Genomic DNA, 17,327 nt, shown 5'->3' on the forward strand with positions numbered 1-17,327 from the left:
GCAATGCCTTTGATGAAATCCTGGGTGGCCTCGGCCAATGACGCGAACCACCCGTTTCCGCTGAACAACCTGCCCTATGGCGTCTTTTCGACCGAGGGCACTGAGCCGCGCTGCGGCGTGGCCATCGGGGACATGATACTTGACGTGTCCGCAGCCGAGGCCGAGGGGCTGATCACGCTGGGCGACGAGCCGCTGTTCGATCTGCCCTTCTGGAACCCGCTGATGGAACAGGGGCCGGCCGTCTGGGCCGCGCTGCGCGAGCGGCTGACCGCCATGCTGGCGAAGGGGTCGAAAGAACAGGACAAGGTCGAACCGCTGCTGGTTCCGCAAGCCGAGGCCCAACTGCACATGCCCTTTGCCGTCAGCGAATACACCGATTTCTACGCGGGCAAGCACCACGCCATGAACGTCGGCACCATGTTCCGCGGCCCGGAAAACGCTCTGCCGCCCAACTGGCTGCACATCCCCATCGGCTACAACGGCCGGGCCTCGTCGGTGGTGGTTTCGGGCACCGATATCCGCCGCCCCTGGGGGCAGTTGAAATCGCCCGACCACGATCGCCCCGCCTTCCTGCCCAGCCGTCGTTTCGACATCGAGCTGGAGATGGGCGCCATCGTCGGCACCCCATCCGACGGCCCTATCACGGTGCAGGAGGCCGACGATCACATCTTTGGCTATGTCCTGTTGAACGACTGGTCGGCGCGCGACATCCAGGCATGGGAATACCAGCCGCTTGGCCCGTTCCAGGCCAAGGCCACCGCCACCTCGATTTCGCCTTGGATCGTGACCAAGGCAGCGCTGGACCCCTTCCGCTGCGACACGCCCGCGCGCGAGGTCGAACTGCTGGATCACCTCAAGGATTGTGGCCCGATGCTCTATGACATCGAGCTGGAGGTGACGATGGCGCCCGAGGGCAAACCGGCGACCACCATCGCCCGCACCAACTACAAGGAAATGTATTATTCCTCGGCGCAGCAACTGGCGCACCACACCACTTCGGGCTGCCCGATGAACGTGGGCGACCTGCTCGGCTCGGGCACCATCTCGGGGCCGACGAAGGACAGCCGCGGCTCATTGCTGGAACTCAGCTGGGGCGGCAAGGAGCCGATCACGCTGGAGACCGGAGAAATCCGCAGCTTCATCGAGGACGGCGACACGCTGACCCTCAAAGGCGCCGCCCGGGGCGATGGCTACACGATCGGCTTCGGCGACTGTACCGGCACGGTGCTGCCCGCCCTTGAAGACCCATACGCACGATAAGGAGCGCCACATGGCCAAGGCATTCGCGTCCCAGGGGGACATGACCGAAAAGAAAATCTCGTTCACCGAGGTGGGTGAAGGTCTGTACGCCTTCACCGCCGAGGGCGACCCGAACTCGGGCGTGATCGTCGGCGATGACAGCGTGATGGTGGTCGAGGCCCAGGCCACGCCGCGCCTGGCGCAGAAGGTGATCGACTGCATCCGGTCCGTAACCGACAAGCCGATCACCCATGTGGCGCTGACCCATTACCACGCGGTCCGCGTGCTGGGCGCCAGCGCCTTCGGCGCGCAACAGATCATCATGTCGGACATGGCCCGCGCCATGGTCGTCGAGCGCGGTCAAGAGGACTGGGACAGCGAGTTCCAGCGCTTTCCGCGCCTGTTCGAAGGGCATGAAAGCATCCCCGGCCTGACCTGGCCCACCACCACGTTCAGCGATACGATGACGGTCTATCTGGGCAACCGCCGGGTCGATCTGATGCATCTGGGGCGGGCGCATACGGCCGGCGACATCGTGATCCACGTGCCCGACCAGAACGTGATGTTCACCGGCGACATCGTCGAATATCACTCGGCCTGCTATTGCGGCGACGGGCATTTCGGCGACTGGGGCGACACGCTGGATCAGATCCAGTGGTTCGACGTGGATGCCATCGCGCCGGGGCGCGGCGATGCGCTGGTCGGTAAGGAAATGGTGAATGCCGCCATCGAGAACACCCGCGACTTCGTCGAAAGCACCTATCGCCCGGCGGCAAAGGTGGCCGCGCGCGGCGGCAGCCTGAAAGAGGCCTGGGACGCAGTGCGGGCGGAGTGCGATCCGAAATTCTCGGACTATGCCATCTACGAGCACTGCCTGCCCTTCAACGTGGCCCGTGCCTATGACGAGGCGCGCGGCATCGACACCCCGCGCATCTGGACCGCCCAGCGCGATCTGGAGATGTGGGAGGCCCTGCAGGGCTGAGAAATGGCCCGGCGACTTGATCCAGATCGTGTCGCCGGCCTGAAAACGATGCAACCATGGAGGAGAGCCATCGGCGCCCCGCGCCGGTGGGCGGAGGTTGTGCGCCCGGCGCACAGAACTTGGGGAGAGAGCCCATGAACAAGATTTTTGAACAGCCGCTCTATGCCTATGCCCGCAGCCCCGATCAGGATGCCCCCACCCCGGTGCGGCATCAGGTGATCGTGATCGGCGCGGGCCCGGTCGGGCTGGCTGCCGCCATCGACCTGGCCCAGCAGGGCGTCGAGGTGGTGGTGCTGGACGACAACGACAAGGTCAGTTTCGGCAGCCGCGCAATCTGTTTCGCCCAGCGCACGCTGGAAATCGCCGACCGGCTGGGTTGCGCCCGCCCGATGGTGGACAAGGGCGTGCTGTGGAACACGGGCAAGGTGTTTTTCGACGACCGCAAGGTCTATGAATTCAACCTGCAGCCCGATGAGGGCTATGCCCATCCGGCCTTCATCAACCTTCAGCAATACTACTTTGAGCAGTTCATGGTCGAACGGGTCCGCGAGTTACAGGCCCAGGGCGTACCGATCGAGATCCGTGGCCGCAACAAGGTCGAGGCGATCGGCACCCATGACGACCACGTCAAGCTCGAGGTCGAAACGCCCGAGGGGTCGTACACCGTCGAGGCGGACTGGCTGATCGCCTGTGACGGGGCAAACTCACCCACCCGCCGGATGCTGGGGCTGGATTTCGTGGGCCGCGTGTTCGAGGACAACTTCCTGATCGCCGATGTGGTCATGGAGGCCGATTTCCCGTCCGAGCGCTGGTTCTGGTTCGACCCGCCCTTCAACCGCGGCCAGTCGGCGCTGCTGCACAAACAGCCCGACAACGTCTGGCGCATCGACCTGCAACTGGGCTGGGACATCGACAAGGAACGGGAAAAGCGCCCCGAAAACGTGATCCCGCGCCTCAAGGCGATGCTGGGCGAGGATGTCCAGTTCGAGCTGGAATGGGTCAGCATCTATACCTTCCAGTGCCGCCGGATGGAAAAATTCCGCCACGGCCGCGTCCTGTTTGCTGGCGACAGCGCCCATCAGGTCAGCCCCTTCGGCGCGCGTGGGGCCAATTCGGGCCTGCAGGACACCGACAACCTGTGTTGGAAGCTGAAGATGGTCCTTGACGGCACCGCGCCCGACAGACTGCTGGACAGCTATGATGTCGAGCGCATCCATGGCGCGGACGAGAACATCCTGAACTCGACCCGCTCGACCGATTTCATCACGCCGAAATCGGAAATGTCGCGCATCCTGCGCGACGCGGTTCTGGACCTGAGCGAACATTACGAGTTCGCCCGCCCGCTGGTGAATTCCGGCCGGCTGAGCGTGCCCTGCACTTATGACGGCTCGCCGCTGAATTCGGCCGATGCGCTGAATGGTCCGGCCGAAACGCGCCCCGGCTCGCCCTGCCCCGATGCTCCGCTGGGGGATGCGTTCCTGTTGCCCAAGCTGGCGGGCAAGTTCACCCTGTTGACCATCGACGCCGACGCCCCAGACAGGATCGAGGAAGAGGGCGTGATGGTCGAGCGGCTGGCGCTGTCGGTCAAGGATGACCGGACGCTGGCGCTGAAGCGGCGGTATCTGGGCGACGCGGCAGGCGCGGTCTATCTGATCCGGCCCGACCAGCATGTGGCGGCGCGGCGCGACAGCTATGAAGACAACGCGTTCCGGCAGGCGATCCGCCGGGCCATCGGCAAGGAGTAGGCACAATGGATGAACTGATCCTCACCCCGAATATCGACGGCGCGGATGATTTCTATGCCGATCTACTGGCCGCGCACGACGGTCTGGACAAGGCCGAAAGCGATGCGCTGAATGCGCGGCTGGTGCTGGTGCTGGCCAATCACATCGGTGACCGGACCATCCTGAAACAGGCAATCGACGCGGCCAAAGCCCGATGAGTGACGTCGTCCTGTATGACTACTGGCGGTCCTCGGCCAGCTACCGGGTGCGCATCGCGTTGAACCTGGCCGGGATCGCCTATCGCGCGCAGACCGTCGATCTGGTCAAGGGCGAGCAGACCGCGCCCGCGCATCTGGCCCGAAACCCGCAGGGCTTTGTGCCGGTGCTCGAAATCGACGGCGTGCAGCTGACCCAGTCGCTGGCCATTCTGGACTATCTCGACCGGACGCGGGCCCTGAACCTGCTGCCGGACGAACCGGTTGCGCGGGCCAAGGCGCAGGCGCTGGCCCAATCCATTGCAGTGGATCTGCACCCGGTCTGCAACCTGAAGGTCGCCCGCCACGCCACGCAGTTGAGCGGCGGACGGGGCGACATGCCCGGCGACTGGATGCGCCATTTCATCCGCCCCGGCCTGATGGCCTTTGAGGCGATGCTGGCCGAGTTCGAACAAGCCCCCTATTGCACGGGACCGGCGCCCGGGCTGGCCGATCTGTGCCTGATCCCGCAGATGTACAACGCCCGGCGCTGGCAGGTCGATCTGTCGGACATGCCGCGCATTCTGGCGGTCGAGGCGACCTGTGCCGACCACCCCGCCTTTGCAGCGGCCCACCCGGACGCCCACGCGCCAGGCTGAGCCGCGCACAGGGTCTGTGTGCCGATGCGTCTGTGCACCGGCGCCGATCGGGCCTAGCCTTGTGCCGGAAATCACCGCACGAGACCCCCGATGCCACAGATCACCGGCTATCACGCCCATGTCTATTTCGACGCCGAAACGCAGGACACCGCCCGCCGTGTCTGCGAGGAGGCTGCACGCCTGTTCCCCGCCCAGATGGGCCACATGCACAGCCGCAATGTCGGCCCCCACCCGCGCTGGAGCTGCCAGTTGAGCTTTGCCGCCGAAGCCTTCGACAAAGTGATCCCGTGGCTGATGCTGAACCGGCAGGGGCTGACCGTGTTCACCCACCCCGAAACCGGCGAACACCTGCCCGACCACCGCGATCGGGCGATCTGGATGGGCGAGATGCTGGACCTGGACCTGTCGATCTTTGACCGGCTGGGCGCCTAGCCCAGCACCCGCGCCTGTTCCCTGAGCTTGAATTTCTGGATCTTGCCCGTCGATGTCTTGGGCAGCGGCCCGAACATCACCGTCTTGGGCGCTTTGAAATGGGCCATGTGGTCGCGGCAGAACGCGATCAGATCGGCCTCGGTCGCCTCGGCGCCCGGCTTCAGTTCGACAAAGGCGCAAGGCGTCTCGCCCCATTTCTCGTCCGGTTTGGCGACCACGGCGGCCTCCATCACGGCGGGGTGCTTGTAGAGGATATCCTCGACCTCGACCGACGAGATGTTTTCGCCCCCCGAAATGATGATGTCCTTTGACCGGTCCTTCAGCGCGATATAGCCGTCGGGATGCATCACCCCCAGATCGCCCGAGGCGAACCAGCCGCCGCGAAAGGCTTTCTGCGTGGCCTCGGGGTTCTTGAGATACCCTTTCATCACGATGTTGCCCTGCATGAAGATCTCGCCCATGGTCTCGCCATCGGCCGGCACCGGTTCGAGCGTTTCCGGATCGGCCACCATCAGCCCGGACAGGGCGACGTATTTCACCCCCTGCCGCACCTTGAGCGCGGCCCGTTCTTCGGCGGGCTTGTCATTCCATTCGTCCTTCCACGCGCAGACGACCGACGGCCCGTAGGTTTCGGTCAGGCCATAGACATGGGTGACCTCGATGCCCATCCCCTCCATCGCGGCGATCACCGCGGCGGGGGGCGGGGCGCCTGCGGTCATCACCTTGATCTCATGATCGAAGTCCTTGAGGTGATCGGGCGCGTTGGCCAGCATGTTCAGCACGATCGGCGCGCCGCAGAAATGGGTGACCTTCTCGTCCCGGAAGGCCTTGTAGATCGGCTCATCCCGCACGGCACGTAGGCACACGGACGTGCCCGCATTCGCGGCCATGGTCCAGGGGAAACACCAGCCGTTGCAGTGGAACATCGGCAGCGTCCACAGATAGACCGAATGCTGCGGCATGCCCCAGGTCAGGATGTTCGAGGTGGCGTTCAGCGCCGCGCCACGGTGGTGATAGACCACCCCCTTGGGGTTGCCAGTGGTGCCCGAGGTATAGTTCAGCGTGATAGCGTCCCACTCGTCCTGCGGCAGCGACCAGTCGAATTCCGGGTCGCCCTCGGCCAGTAGGGCGTCATAGGTCAGCGCGCCCAGTTTTTCACCACCATCGAAACTCGGATCCTCGATATCGATGACCAGAATGTCGTGATCAACCTGCTCCAGCGCCTGCTTCACCACGCCCGAGAATTCGGGATCGACCAGCAGCACCTTGGATTCGGCGTGGTTCAGGATGAAGGCGATGATCGGTGCGTCCAGCCTTGTGTTGATCGCGTTCAACACCGCGCCTGCCATTGGCACGCCGAAATGGGCCTCGTACATTTCGGGGATGTTGGCGGCGATGATCGATACCGTATCGCCCGTGCCCACCCCACCCGCGGCCAGCGCGCTGGCCAACCGGCGGCAACGCGCATAGGTCTGCGCCCAGCTGTAGCGTCGGTCGCCATAAACCACGGCCGGATAGTCAGGGTAAACGGCTGCCGTCCGCTCGATATAGCTGAGCGGGGACAGGGCCGTGAAATTGGCCGGGCACTTGTCAAGATCGCGCTGATAGATGTTGTGGGTCGCCATCCGCCTCTCCTCCCCAAATCGTCGGATTTTTCGTATTGAGCACAAAGGTTGCCGCAAAACAAACCCGTAAAACTACGTGCGGCGAATATACTGGAGCTACGCGATCGGGTAATCTGGCCCTACTGCGTACCGGGCTTTCGGGCTGATCTGCGGTATCTGGTTCATCCGCGCCCGCCGGGTCTCGTGATTCCTGCGCGTCGCATCTTAGTGAAAGGACATGTCATGGACGGCACGTTCAACGAAAACGATCTTTCCCGCGTGGTCGAGGCCGACCGCGCCCATATCTGGCACCACCTGATCCAGCACAAGCCGTTTGAGACGAACGATCCGCGCATTATCGTCGAAGGCAAGGGCATGCGCGTCTGGGATCAAAAGGGCAAGGAACACCTGGATGCCGTCTCGGGCGGCGTCTGGACGGTGAATGTGGGCTATGGCCGCGAATCCATCTGCAAGGCCGTCTACGACCAGTTGATGAAGCTGTGCTATTTCGCCCAGTCGGCGGGCTCGATCCCTGGCGCGATCTTTGCCGAAAAGCTGATCGAGAAGATGCCGGGCATGAGCCGGGTCTACTACACGAACTCGGGCAGCGAGGCGAACGAGAAGGCGTTCAAGATGGTCCGTCAGATCGCCCACAAGAAATACGACGGCAAGAAGACCAAGATCCTGTATCGCGACCGCGACTATCACGGCTCGACCTTGGCCGCGATGTCGGCGGGCGGCCAGGACGAGCGAAATGCGCAATACGGCCCCTTCGCGCCAGATTTCGTACGCGTTCCGCACTGCATGGAATACCGCAAGCACGAACTGGACGGCGCACCTGACGAGAACTTTGGCGAATGGGCCGCCGATCAGATCGAAGCCGTAATCCTGCGCGAAGGCCCCGACACCGTGGGCGCGCTGTGCCTTGAGCCGGTAACCGCCGGCGGCGGCGTGATCGAAGCGCCCGAGGGCTATTGGCAGCGCGTGCAGGAGATCTGCAAGAAATACGACATCCTGCTGCATATCGACGAGGTCGTCTGCGGCGTGGGTCGCACCGGCACCTGGTTCGGGTACCAGCAATATGGCGTGAAACCCGATTTCGTGACCATGGCCAAAGGCGTGGCCTCGGGCTATGCGGCGATTGCCTGCATGGTGACCACCGAAGAAGTCTTTGACATGTTCAAGGACAATGCCGACGATCCGATGAACTACTTCCGCGACATCTCGACCTTTGGCGGCTGCACCGCAGGGCCGGCGGCGGCGATCGAGAACATGCGCATCATCGAAGACGAGAACCTGCTGGCCAACTGCGCCGCGATGGGGGATCGCATGATGGGCAACCTGCGGGCGCTGATGGACAAGCACAAGGTCATCGGCGACGTGCGCGGCAAGGGCCTGTTTCTGGGGGCCGAACTGGTGGCGGATCGTGCGACCAAGGAACCGGTGAACGAGAAACTGGCCCAGGCGGTCGTGGCCGACTGCATGGCGCAGGGCGTGATCATCGGCGTCACCAACCGCTCGGTTCCGGGCAAGAACAACACGCTGTGCTTCTCGCCGGCCCTGATCGCAACGGCAGACGACATTGACCAGATCACCGACGCCGTGGATGGCGCGTTGGGTCGCGTGTTCGGCTGACGGCGTTTGACGGCCGACCGGCGCGTTCGGCGCGCCGGTCTTTCACTCGCCCCGGCCACCTCGAACCCCGCGCAGCGAGGTGACGCCGATCTGGGCCATGGCGATGTCCATCTCCTCGGACAGTACCTCCCACAAACGGTGCAGGGCGGCCTCGCCGCCCGCCGCGATGGCGAATTGCAGGACACGCCCAAAGAACAGGAAATCGGCACCAGCCATCAGCGCCTTGAGCGCATCTTCACCCGACCGCAGGCCGCTGTCGTAGAACAGCGGATAGTCTTCGCCGACCGCCGCCCGTATCTGCGGCAGGACCGAGATCGGCGCGGGCGCGCTCTCCAACTGACGGGCGCCGTGGCTCGAGACCTGAATGGCGTCGACACCGGCAGCCTTCAGCGCAACCGCGTCTTCAACATCCAGTACGCCCTTGACCACCAGCTTGCCCGGCCACCGATCCCGCAACCGCGCCAGCGTGTCCCAATCGGCCTTTGCACGGCTTTCGGTGCGGTCGAACGCGAACCCCTCCATCAGGAAATTCGCCATCTGCGGCTTGCCCTGCAGCAGGCTCGAGATCGACCAGCGCGGATGCAGCGCGAAATCCAGAAACTGCCGCGGCCCGATCCGGAACGGCATGCGGAAGCCGTGGCGCAGTTCGCGCGGGCGGCGGCCGACTTCGGGCACGTCAACCGTAAGGATCAGGGTCTTGTAGCCCGCGGCCTTTGCCCGATCGACCAGCTTGAACGTGCCGCTGCCATCGCCGCTGAAATACAGCTGAAACCAGGCATGGCCCCGGGCCTCTTCGATCAGCACCTCCATCGGTGTCGAGGCCACCGTGGAAACGCCCAACGGCACCCGGTATTGCGCCGCCAGCCGCGCCAGCATCAGGTCGGCGCCCGGTGCGGACAGGTTGCACATGCCCATGGGCGCAATGCCGAAGGGCCTTTCGGCCGGTTGCCCGAACACGCGGGTCGCCAGAGACCGGGTACTGACATCGCGCAGGATCCGGGGCCGCAAGGTCATCGCGTCCAGCGCCGCTCGGGTGCGCCGGGCGCCGGCCTCGGACCCGGCGGCCCCGTCGATATAGTCGAACACCATCCACGGCAGACGCCGCCGGGCCAACCGGCGGGCATCTTCGGCGCTGTGGATGGCGCTTGCGCCCATCAGGCCTGAACGGCCTTCATGAAGCGGTCGCGGATGACGACCGGGTCCATCGTGATCGGCGGCATCTTGGCGTTTCCGCTTTCACATTTGCTGACGATGATGGTCATCTGGCGGGCGTCCAGCGCCTCTTGCAGCACGCGGCCGGTCTCTTCGGCCTGGCATTCGATCACGCGCTCGCAGCCCGCCGCTTCGGCCATCTTGGCCAGCGAGGTCTTCTGCCCCGCATAGGTCGGCTGATCACCGGTCGAGCCGTAGGAACCGTTGTCGATGATCAGCAGGATATAGTTGTCGGCCACGTTGTTGGCGATGGTCGGCAGCGTCCCCAGATTGGTCAGGATCGAGCCGTCGCCGTCGATGACGATCACCGGTTTTGGCTGGGCCAGCGCCAGCCCCAGACCGATGCTCGAGGCCAACCCCATCGTGCCCAGCATGTAGAAATTGGTGGGCTGATCGTCGATGGCATGCAGTTCCTGGCTGGGGATGCCGATGTTGCACACGACTAGTTGGTCACGCAGGATCGGGGCGATTTCCTTCAGGATTTCAGAACGGATCATTGGTCGCCATAGCCTCCCCAGAAATTGGCGTCGGTCAGGATCGCGACGGGCTTGTTGCACATGAAGGTGTATTTCAGGATCGCATCCAGCTCGGCCACGTCTTCCTGATGGTGGAAATGGTAGGTCGGGATGTGCATCTGCGCCAGCAGGGCCTTGGTGTGAACGGCCATCTCGACCTGGCAGGCGATGGGTTCGCGCAGTTCGCCCCGATACGAGATCAGCATCGGCAGCGGCATCCGGTAATACTGGATCAGCGTCGCCAACGTGTTGATCGTGACCCCGATCGCGGTGTTCTGCATGATGATCGCGGGTCGCTTGCCGCCCATCCAGGCCCCGGCGCACAGGCCCATGCCCTCGTCCTCTTTGTTCGAGGGGATGTGGTAGATGGCGTCATGGGCGTCGATCTCGGCGATGACGCCGGCCAGTTGCTTGCACGGCACCGTGGTGACGAACGAGATGTCGTTGGCCACCAGATCTTCGGTGATCTTCTTGTCTATGTTCATGTCCAATCTTCTGTTCCTGGGTTGGGGCGCCGAGGGCGCGATGGACGGGTCAGGCCCTGCGGTGGACGTGGACGGCACATTTTGCATGCCGCACCACGCGCGACGCGGTGGAGCCAAGGAAATAGTCGGTCAGGCCGGGCCGGTGCGAGCCGATGACGACGCAATCGAACCCGTGGTCATTGGCATAGTCGATGATCGTGCGCGCGGTGTGGCCCTTGACCAGTTCGGGTTTTACATCCGGCAGGCCTTTCAGCTTTTCCATCAGGACTTCGCGGGCCCGGGCAAAGCCTTCGGCCACGGCATCCTTGTCCAGATAGACGCTGACCGAGCCCTGAGGCATCTCATAGACATGCAGAGCCACGATCTCGGCGGATCCGCCGCCCAAGGCACGGGCGATCTCGAGCGTTTGCGGCGAAATGCCGTGATCAAGCGCCATGGGGACAAGAATTTTTTTATACATGGTTACCTCCAATTCCGGGCGGTCAGGCCCACGGGGACAGCACGATTTTCGGAACCGCGACCTCGCCCGAGCGTAGCTGGGCAAAGGCCCGGGCGCCATCGGCCAGATCGCGTTCTTCGATCCAGTCCAGAGGACCCAGCGCGCCGTCAAAAATGGCCTGGGCGGTCTGACGGAAATCCTGCGCGGTATAGGTATAGGTTCCGATGAAGGTGATCTCTTGCAGGGTCATGCGCCGCACGTCCAGCCCACCGGTGTCCTCGCCCAGGCCCACATGCGCGATCACCCCGCCTGGTCGGGCTCGTTCCGATGCCACCGCACGGGTGGCGGCAAAGCCCACGGCGTCGACCACGATCGGGAAATCGCCTTGCGCTTCGGGCACGACCTTGGCGCAATCCAGCCCTTGCAAGAACGTCCGCCGCAGGTCGTTGGGTTCGACCACGGTCACATCCACGACATTCATCGCTCGCAAAGCCAGCGCCGCCGCAAGGCCAATCGCCCCACCCCCGATCACCAGCGCACGACGCTGCATTGCCGGGTGCAGCGCCTCGAGCGCGAGGCGTGCGGCGTGCCAGCTGACGGCCAGCGGCTCGGCCAGGGCGGCCTTGGCAAAGGGAACGTGATCCGGCACCTCAACCAGGTTGCCCCAAGGCATCGAAACATATTGGGCAAAGGCACCTTCGCGCGGGGGCATCGAGATGATCTGACGGTCGGGGCACAGGTTTTCGCGCTCTGCCTTGCAGGCCGGACACTGCCCGCAAGTTACCAGAGGATTGATCGTGACCCGCGTTCCGTCCTTGGGGCCGCCGATCACTGTTCCCGCCGCCTCGTGCCCCAGAATCAAGGGCGCCGGGCGGCGCGCATCATGGCCCAGATATGCATGCATGTCGGACCCGCAGATCCCGACGGCCTCGACCCGGATCAGTTGCTCGCCGGGTTGCGGCGCAGCGTCCGGTACGTCACGGTAGGCCAGGTGTTCGACGCCTTCATAGACCAGAGCCTTCATTTCGCCGTGAACCCCCCGTCAACCATCAGGATCTGCCCGGTGACATAGTCAGATGCCTGCGCGCACAGAAAAAGGATCGGCCCGTCGATGTCGTCCATGCGGCCATTGCGACCGATGCAGGTCTGCGCCGCGTTGCGGGCCGCGCGGGCGGTGTCATCGAACACCGCCTTCGTCAGCTCGGTCGGAAAGAAGCCCGGGCCGATGGCGTTGGCGGTGATCCCGTGCGGCGACCAGGCTTCGGCCATGGCGCGGGTCAGCTGGGCGATCCCGCCCTTGCTGGCCCCGTAGGCGATCCCGCCGGGAAAGGCCCGCGTCGTCTGCAGCGAGGCGAAATTCACGATCCGACCCCAACCGCGCGCCTTCATCGCGGGCACCATGGCTTGGCTGAGGAAGAACGGCGCACCAAGGTTCAGGCCCAGCGTCGCGTCCCAGCCTTCCGGCGTGACATCATCAGCGGCCTGTCGCGTGTTCACCCCGGCGGCATGAACCACGATATCCGGCGCGCCGAACGGGGCCGAGATTTGTTCGACCAACGATGGCAAGCCACTTCGGTCGGCTACGTCACCTGCGACCACCGCAGCGCTTGAACCGATCTCGGCCTGCAACTCGGCCAGTGCCTCGGCCCGGCGGGCAACGCCCACCACCCGCGCGCCCGCAGCCGCCAGCACCTGCGCAACGCGCCGGCCCAGACCCGAACTGGCGCCCGTGACGCAGGCCACCCGGCCGGTCAGATTGAACAGGTCGCGGGGGTCATTCATCTGCGGTCAGGTCAAAGTTTTCGTCCGGGAAATACTTGGCCAGACGCACATCGGCGGCGCGGGCGTGGCCCTCCATCCCTTCCAGCCGCGAGATCCGCGCGGTCGCCTCGGCGATGGGTTTCGAGCCCTCGCGCGTGGCCCGCTGCCAGGTGACGATTTTCATGTATTTGTGCACGCTCAGCCCGCCGGTATAGCTGGCCGCGCCCGAGGTGGGCAGGACGTGGTTCGTACCGGTGGCCTTGTCGCCATAGGACACGGTCGTTTCTTCGCCCAGGAACAACGAGCCATAGCAGGTCAGGCGATCCAGCCACCAATCCAGATCCGCGGCCTGCACGGTCAGATGCTCGGGGGCGTAGTCGTCTGAACACGCGGCCATCTCTTCGCGGTCCGCGCACAGGATCACCTCGGCATAGTCGCGCCAGGCGGCGGCAGCGTTGTCGCGGTTCAGCTCGGGCAGATCGGCGATCAGGGTCGGAACCAGATCCATCACCCGGGTCGCCAGATCGCGGTCATCGGTCACCAGCCAGACGGGCGAGTTGTAGCCATGCTCGGCCTGGCTGACCAGGTCGGTGGCCACGACGAAGGGATCGGCCGTGGCATCCGCCAGGATCAGGCTGTCGGTCGGGCCGGCGATCATGTCGATGCCGACCTTGCCGTACAGAATGCGCTTGGCCTCGGCCACGAACTGGTTGCCCGGCCCCACAAGGATGTTGGCGCGCGGCAGCCCGAACAGGCCATAGGTCATGGCGGCCACACCTTGCACGCCCCCCATGGCCAGGATGCTGTCAGCGCCGCTGATATGGGCAGCGTAGACGATCGCCGGGGCCACGCCCTCACCCGGGCGGGGCGGCGAACAGGCGGTGATGTGACGGCACCCCGCCACTTTGGCGGTGGTCACGGTCATGATGGCGCTGGCGATGTGGCTATACCGCCCGCCGGGCACATAGCAGCCCGCCGCATCGACCGGGATGGCCTTTTGACCCGCGATAAAGCCCGGCACGATTTCCAGCTGCACATCCGACACGGTGGCCTTCTGCGCCTCGGCAAAGCGGCGCACGTTGTCCTGGGCAAAGCGGATATCGGCCTTGAGCTTTTCCGGCACCCGGGCGCAGGCGGCTTCGATTTCCTCGGGCATCATCAGCACGTTGCCCTCGAACTTGTCGAATTTGGCCGCGTATTCCAGCGCCTTGGCGTCTCCGCCGGCCTCGATGTCGGCCAGGATGGTCTTGACCGTGTCATGCACCTCGGACGCGTGGGATTGTGCGGTCAGGGTGGCCTTCTTGAGGTATTCACGCGACATGTTCAGAAGATCCTATTGGTAGATTTCAGGAAGCAAAGTGGTCGACAGCGCCGGAACGTAGGCGATCAGGATGACGACGATCAGCATGGTCAGCACAAAGGGCACGGCGCGGGCTGCGATCTTGAGGATGGATTCACCCGTGATCCCCGACACCACAAACAGGTTCAGCCCCAGCGGCGGCGTGATGAAGCCAACGCCCAGTGCGGTGATCATCATGATGCAGAACTGGATCTCGTTCATGCCGATATTGTCCGCCAGCGGTTTCAGGATCGGGGCAAGGATGACGATGTTCGGTGTCGTCTCCATGACGCAGCCGGCCGCGATCAGAATGCCGATCATCAGCAGGATCAGCAGGAAGGGATCCTCGGTCAGCGAGGTCACCGAGGCCACGAAGCCCTGCGGCACGCCCATGATCGCCAACGCCTCGGCGAGCGGGGCCGAGAAAGCGATGATCGGCAGGATCACCCCGTTCACCTTGGCCGAGCTGACCAGCATCGACGGGAAGTCCGCCAGCGTCAGCGTCCGCAGGATGAACCCCATGATGATGGTGACGACAACGGCAGTCGCGCCCGCCTCGGTCGGGGTCAGGCGACCCGAGAAGATGCCATAGAAGATGATGCCCGGCACGATGAAGGCATACCAGCCCGATTTCAGCGCCTTGCCCAGATTGGCCAGCCATTCGCCCATGGTCATCATGCCGCCGCCCTCATAGCCATAGAGACGGTTCATGATGATGTTGGTCACGAGGATCGAGATCAGGATCGCCAGCCCCGGGATCAGAGCGGCCAGGAACAGGGTCGAGGCCGAGATGCCCAGCACGAGCCCGATGATGATATAGGCGATCGAGGGCGGGATCAGGATCCCGGTACAGGCCCCCGCCGCCACCAGCGCACAGGCATAGGGGCGCGGATAGCCGCTTTCGACCAGTCGGTTGATCGTCATCCGACCAACTGCCGCCGCCCCCGCCGCGTCAGACCCCGAAATGGCTGCGAACATGCCGCAGACCAGAACCGTGGCCGAACCGAACCCGCCCTTGGCAAAACAGGTCAGCGCCTCGGCCACGTCCAGAAACTTGCGAGACAGCCCAGTGCGCACCAGCACGTCACCGGTCAGGATGAACAGCGGCACCGCAGTCAGGGCAAAGGCGTCGATGCCCGTGAACAGGCTTTCGCCCACAAGGCTCAGCGGCAGGTCGCCCGACATGATCAGCATCACGATCGCGGCCGAGCCGATCGCGGCCCAGACCGGAACCGCCAGCGCGATCAGGCCGACGAACAGGATCACGGGCAGGTAGAAATCCCAGCCCAGTTCGACTGTTTGGTTGAGAGAACTCCACAGCATCCGGTTTCTCCTCAGTCAAACAGCTTATCGCCTTCAAAGACGGGCGTGCCGTCACGAAGGCTTTTGATGTCGTTCATCAACGATTGGATCAGGCGCCAGATCATCAGGGCAAAGCCCATAGGCACCGCCATTAGGAACCAAACCTTCGACACCCGCAGCCCGTCAGTGACCGAGCCGAACTTGGCCGAGACATGCACCGCCTCGTAGGACCAGTAGAGCGCGATGACCGCCACCGCGAACATCACCAGATCACCGAAGATATACAGCACCGCCTTGGGCCGCGGGCCGAGGTAATGCATGATCACGTCGATCCGGATATGGGCGCGTTCCTTGACCGCCGCCGCAGCGCCGACCCAGGCCAGATAGATGAAGGAATAGCGGACGATCTCCTCGCCCCAGATCGAGGAATAGGCGAAGATCTCGCGCCGCAGCACCTCGATCGCCATCGTGATGACGAGCATTACGTAGAACACCAGCAGCAGCCAGCGTTCGGCGTTGCGGTCTATGGTTTTGAGTAACGACATCGCTTCCCTCGGCAAGGCTGGGGGGATGGGCCTGATGGATCAGGCCGTGCAGGTCTGGAAAAGGCGGGCGCACGTCCGGCGCCCACCCGGTCCGTATCAGGCGTCGTGGACGTAGTATTTGCCTTGGGTGCCGGCCGCTTCGACCAGCTTTTCGAAGGCGTCCATCGATCCGGCCAACTCGGTCTTGAAGGGGTCCCATTCCGACCGCTGATAACCGCCGGCCTCCTGCCACTCGGCCAGTTGATCGTCGGTCAAAGAATGGAACTCGACCCCGGCCTTGTTCAGCTCGGCCATGGCATAGGCGCGGGCCGAGGGGACCTTGGCAAGGTTCTGATGGCTGGTCATCTCCGAGCCCCACATGATGCCCTCTTGCACATCGGCCGGCATCGAGTTGAACCATTCCAGGTTGCAGGAATAGACCTGGCTGTCCGGCACCGCCTGGGTGAAGGTGACGTGAGACAGAATGTCCTTGAAGCCAAACACATAGAGCGCACCGACCGACGGGTCGAGCGCATCCGCCACACCCTGCTTGATGGCCGAGGGGGTCTCACCCCAGGCAACGGGCGTCGGGTTGGCACCGACCATGCGATAATACTGCTGCAGCATCTTGGACCCGGGCACGCGGAATTTCACGCCGCTCATGTCCGAGGGGGTAATGATGGCATTTCCGCCCTGGCGTACAGCCACAACGCGCGGGTCGATCACGACATAGAACAGCGCCTTGAAGCCTGCGGCCTCGACCTTGGGGTGCACTTCGTTCTTCCAGGTGTCGGAATGCACCAGATTGGTGAACCGCTGATTCGAGCCGCACAGATACGGCATGTTGATCAGGTCCACGGTCGAAGCGAAGGGTGCGAAGTTCGACAGCGAATGCTGCGCGGCCTGGATGGTTCCGCCCTGCACCTTCTGCACCAACGCGCCGCCCGCGCCCAGCTGCCCGCCCGGGGCCAGCTTGACATAGACTTTGCCGTTGGTTGCGTTCTGGATGTTCTCCTTTAGATCCAGCTGCATGATTGGATAGCTGCGCGAGGCACCCAGAACATAGGCCGTGGCCACCGTCATCACATGCTCGGCAGCTTGTTCGCGCTCCTTTTCCTCCTTCGCGGTCTGCGCCGCAGCCTCGGATGACCACAACACGCCGCTTGCGCCGGCCACCAGTGCGGCCGTGAACGCGCCACTGGCACTGAGTTTCAGGAAATTGCGGCGTTCAGCTGACGCCAGTTCCAGTTGATCTTTGTTCATTGGTTGCCCTCCCATTGG

Annotated in this window: 18 protein-coding genes; 7 read left to right on the top strand and 11 right to left on the bottom strand. The window is 63.9% G+C overall.

Annotated features, from left to right (window positions below):
• Nucleotides 1-3: 3 nt before the first annotated feature.
• The 6 genes from fahA to AC2FM3_RS04525 all read left to right on the top strand — a co-directional run bounded on the left by fahA (nucleotide 4) and on the right by AC2FM3_RS04525 (nucleotide 5,230).
• Nucleotides 4-1,260 (top strand): fumarylacetoacetase, encoded by a 1,257-nt coding sequence (gene fahA, locus AC2FM3_RS04500; RefSeq protein WP_496679383.1) that lies wholly within the window; start codon nucleotides 4-6, stop codon nucleotides 1,258-1,260.
• Nucleotides 1,261-1,270: 10 nt separating this feature from the next.
• Nucleotides 1,271-2,221 (top strand): MBL fold metallo-hydrolase, encoded by a 951-nt coding sequence (locus tag AC2FM3_RS04505; RefSeq protein WP_496679386.1) that lies wholly within the window; start codon nucleotides 1,271-1,273, stop codon nucleotides 2,219-2,221.
• A 134-nt stretch (nucleotides 2,222-2,355) separates the two neighbouring features.
• Complete coding sequence (locus AC2FM3_RS04510) at nucleotides 2,356-3,966, top strand: FAD-dependent oxidoreductase (protein ID WP_496679389.1); 1,611 nt, start codon at nucleotides 2,356-2,358, stop codon at nucleotides 3,964-3,966.
• Nucleotides 3,967-3,971: 5 nt separating this feature from the next.
• Nucleotides 3,972-4,163 (top strand): DUF2783 domain-containing protein, encoded by a 192-nt coding sequence (locus AC2FM3_RS04515; RefSeq protein ID WP_149776332.1) that lies wholly within the window; start codon nucleotides 3,972-3,974, stop codon nucleotides 4,161-4,163.
• Nucleotides 4,160-4,798 carry a maleylacetoacetate isomerase gene (gene maiA / locus AC2FM3_RS04520; RefSeq protein WP_496679391.1) on the top strand — a complete coding sequence of 213 codons (639 nt, stop codon included), beginning with the start codon at nucleotides 4,160-4,162 and terminating at the stop codon, nucleotides 4,796-4,798. Before AC2FM3_RS04515 ends, maiA begins: the two co-directional genes overlap by 4 nt.
• Nucleotides 4,799-4,888: 90 nt before the next feature.
• Entirely contained in the window at nucleotides 4,889-5,230 is a 342-nt protein-coding gene (locus AC2FM3_RS04525) for a DOPA 4,5-dioxygenase family protein (protein ID WP_496679392.1), read from the top strand.
• Here the strand turns inward: AC2FM3_RS04525 and AC2FM3_RS04530 are convergent.
• Nucleotides 5,227-6,855, bottom strand: a complete 1,629-nt coding sequence (locus AC2FM3_RS04530) for an acyl-CoA synthetase (RefSeq protein WP_496679393.1) — start codon at nucleotides 6,853-6,855, stop codon at nucleotides 5,227-5,229. The genes AC2FM3_RS04525 and AC2FM3_RS04530 overlap by 4 nt on opposite strands.
• Before the next feature lie 222 nt (nucleotides 6,856-7,077).
• On the opposite strand from AC2FM3_RS04530, the gene AC2FM3_RS04535 reads away from it, so the two are divergent.
• Nucleotides 7,078-8,469: an aminotransferase family protein gene (locus tag AC2FM3_RS04535; RefSeq protein ID WP_496679394.1), complete on the top strand. Its 1,392-nt coding sequence runs from the start codon at nucleotides 7,078-7,080 to the stop codon at nucleotides 8,467-8,469.
• Between the two features lie 42 nt (nucleotides 8,470-8,511).
• Here AC2FM3_RS04535 and AC2FM3_RS04540 read toward each other — a convergent pair whose 3' ends face one another.
• From AC2FM3_RS04540 to AC2FM3_RS04585, 10 genes are all read right to left on the bottom strand, one after another.
• Nucleotides 8,512-9,624, bottom strand: a complete 1,113-nt coding sequence (locus tag AC2FM3_RS04540; protein ID WP_496679395.1) for an alpha-hydroxy acid oxidase — start codon at nucleotides 9,622-9,624, stop codon at nucleotides 8,512-8,514.
• Nucleotides 9,624-10,178, bottom strand: a complete 555-nt coding sequence (gene comE / locus AC2FM3_RS04545; RefSeq protein ID WP_005981189.1) for a sulfopyruvate decarboxylase subunit beta — start codon at nucleotides 10,176-10,178, stop codon at nucleotides 9,624-9,626. The genes AC2FM3_RS04540 and comE overlap by 1 nt, the downstream gene beginning before the upstream one ends.
• Entirely contained in the window at nucleotides 10,175-10,681 is a 507-nt protein-coding gene (comD, locus tag AC2FM3_RS04550; RefSeq protein ID WP_496679396.1) for a sulfopyruvate decarboxylase subunit alpha, read from the bottom strand. The genes comE and comD overlap by 4 nt, the downstream gene beginning before the upstream one ends.
• Before the next feature lie 49 nt (nucleotides 10,682-10,730).
• On the bottom strand, nucleotides 10,731-11,141 hold the full coding sequence (locus tag AC2FM3_RS04555) for a universal stress protein (protein WP_149776325.1): 411 nt from the start codon (nucleotides 11,139-11,141) through the stop codon (nucleotides 10,731-10,733).
• A 22-nt stretch (nucleotides 11,142-11,163) separates the two neighbouring features.
• The gene (locus AC2FM3_RS04560) at nucleotides 11,164-12,144 is read right to left on the bottom strand and encodes a zinc-dependent alcohol dehydrogenase (protein ID WP_496679398.1); all 981 of its coding nucleotides are present in this window, start codon (nucleotides 12,142-12,144) and stop codon (nucleotides 11,164-11,166) included.
• Complete coding sequence (locus AC2FM3_RS04565) at nucleotides 12,141-12,902, bottom strand: SDR family NAD(P)-dependent oxidoreductase (protein WP_496679401.1); 762 nt, start codon at nucleotides 12,900-12,902, stop codon at nucleotides 12,141-12,143. Before AC2FM3_RS04565 ends, AC2FM3_RS04560 begins: the two co-directional genes overlap by 4 nt.
• Nucleotides 12,895-14,202, bottom strand: a complete 1,308-nt coding sequence (gene hisD / locus AC2FM3_RS04570; RefSeq protein ID WP_496679404.1) for a histidinol dehydrogenase — start codon at nucleotides 14,200-14,202, stop codon at nucleotides 12,895-12,897. The genes AC2FM3_RS04565 and hisD overlap by 8 nt, the downstream gene beginning before the upstream one ends.
• Before the next feature lie 12 nt (nucleotides 14,203-14,214).
• Nucleotides 14,215-15,543, bottom strand: coding sequence for a TRAP transporter large permease (locus tag AC2FM3_RS04575; protein WP_496679407.1), 1,329 nt, complete (start codon nucleotides 15,541-15,543; stop codon nucleotides 14,215-14,217).
• Between the two features lie 11 nt (nucleotides 15,544-15,554).
• The gene (locus AC2FM3_RS04580) at nucleotides 15,555-16,067 is read right to left on the bottom strand and encodes a TRAP transporter small permease (protein ID WP_496679409.1); all 513 of its coding nucleotides are present in this window, start codon (nucleotides 16,065-16,067) and stop codon (nucleotides 15,555-15,557) included.
• A gap of 96 nt (nucleotides 16,068-16,163) precedes the next feature.
• On the bottom strand, nucleotides 16,164-17,309 hold the full coding sequence (locus AC2FM3_RS04585; protein ID WP_496679410.1) for a TRAP transporter substrate-binding protein: 1,146 nt from the start codon (nucleotides 17,307-17,309) through the stop codon (nucleotides 16,164-16,166).
• Nucleotides 17,310-17,327 lie beyond the last annotated feature (18 nt).

The organism is Ruegeria sp. BHSB172 (assembly GCF_059613165.1).

Excerpts from the sequence above, each read along its gene's own strand:
- fahA (WP_496679383.1), top strand. The coding sequence starts at position 4 with ATGCCTTTGATGAAATCCTGGGTGGCCTCGGCCAATGACGCGAACCAC.
- AC2FM3_RS04505 (WP_496679386.1), top strand. The coding sequence starts at position 1,271 with ATGGCCAAGGCATTCGCGTCCCAGGGGGACATGACCGAAAAGAAAATC.
- AC2FM3_RS04510 (WP_496679389.1), top strand. The coding sequence starts at position 2,356 with ATGAACAAGATTTTTGAACAGCCGCTCTATGCCTATGCCCGCAGCCCC.
- AC2FM3_RS04515 (WP_149776332.1), top strand. The coding sequence starts at position 3,972 with ATGGATGAACTGATCCTCACCCCGAATATCGACGGCGCGGATGATTTC.
- maiA (WP_496679391.1), top strand. The coding sequence starts at position 4,160 with ATGAGTGACGTCGTCCTGTATGACTACTGGCGGTCCTCGGCCAGCTAC.
- AC2FM3_RS04525 (WP_496679392.1), top strand. The coding sequence starts at position 4,889 with ATGCCACAGATCACCGGCTATCACGCCCATGTCTATTTCGACGCCGAA.
- AC2FM3_RS04530 (WP_496679393.1), bottom strand. The coding sequence starts at position 6,855 with ATGGCGACCCACAACATCTATCAGCGCGATCTTGACAAGTGCCCGGCC.
- AC2FM3_RS04535 (WP_496679394.1), top strand. The coding sequence starts at position 7,078 with ATGGACGGCACGTTCAACGAAAACGATCTTTCCCGCGTGGTCGAGGCC.
- AC2FM3_RS04540 (WP_496679395.1), bottom strand. The coding sequence starts at position 9,624 with ATGGGCGCAAGCGCCATCCACAGCGCCGAAGATGCCCGCCGGTTGGCC.
- comE (WP_005981189.1), bottom strand. The coding sequence starts at position 10,178 with ATGATCCGTTCTGAAATCCTGAAGGAAATCGCCCCGATCCTGCGTGAC.
- comD (WP_496679396.1), bottom strand. The coding sequence starts at position 10,681 with ATGAACATAGACAAGAAGATCACCGAAGATCTGGTGGCCAACGACATC.
- AC2FM3_RS04555 (WP_149776325.1), bottom strand. The coding sequence starts at position 11,141 with ATGTATAAAAAAATTCTTGTCCCCATGGCGCTTGATCACGGCATTTCG.
- AC2FM3_RS04560 (WP_496679398.1), bottom strand. The coding sequence starts at position 12,144 with ATGAAGGCTCTGGTCTATGAAGGCGTCGAACACCTGGCCTACCGTGAC.
- AC2FM3_RS04565 (WP_496679401.1), bottom strand. The coding sequence starts at position 12,902 with ATGAATGACCCCCGCGACCTGTTCAATCTGACCGGCCGGGTGGCCTGC.
- hisD (WP_496679404.1), bottom strand. The coding sequence starts at position 14,202 with ATGTCGCGTGAATACCTCAAGAAGGCCACCCTGACCGCACAATCCCAC.
- AC2FM3_RS04575 (WP_496679407.1), bottom strand. The coding sequence starts at position 15,543 with ATGCTGTGGAGTTCTCTCAACCAAACAGTCGAACTGGGCTGGGATTTC.
- AC2FM3_RS04580 (WP_496679409.1), bottom strand. The coding sequence starts at position 16,067 with ATGTCGTTACTCAAAACCATAGACCGCAACGCCGAACGCTGGCTGCTG.
- AC2FM3_RS04585 (WP_496679410.1), bottom strand. The coding sequence starts at position 17,309 with ATGAACAAAGATCAACTGGAACTGGCGTCAGCTGAACGCCGCAATTTC.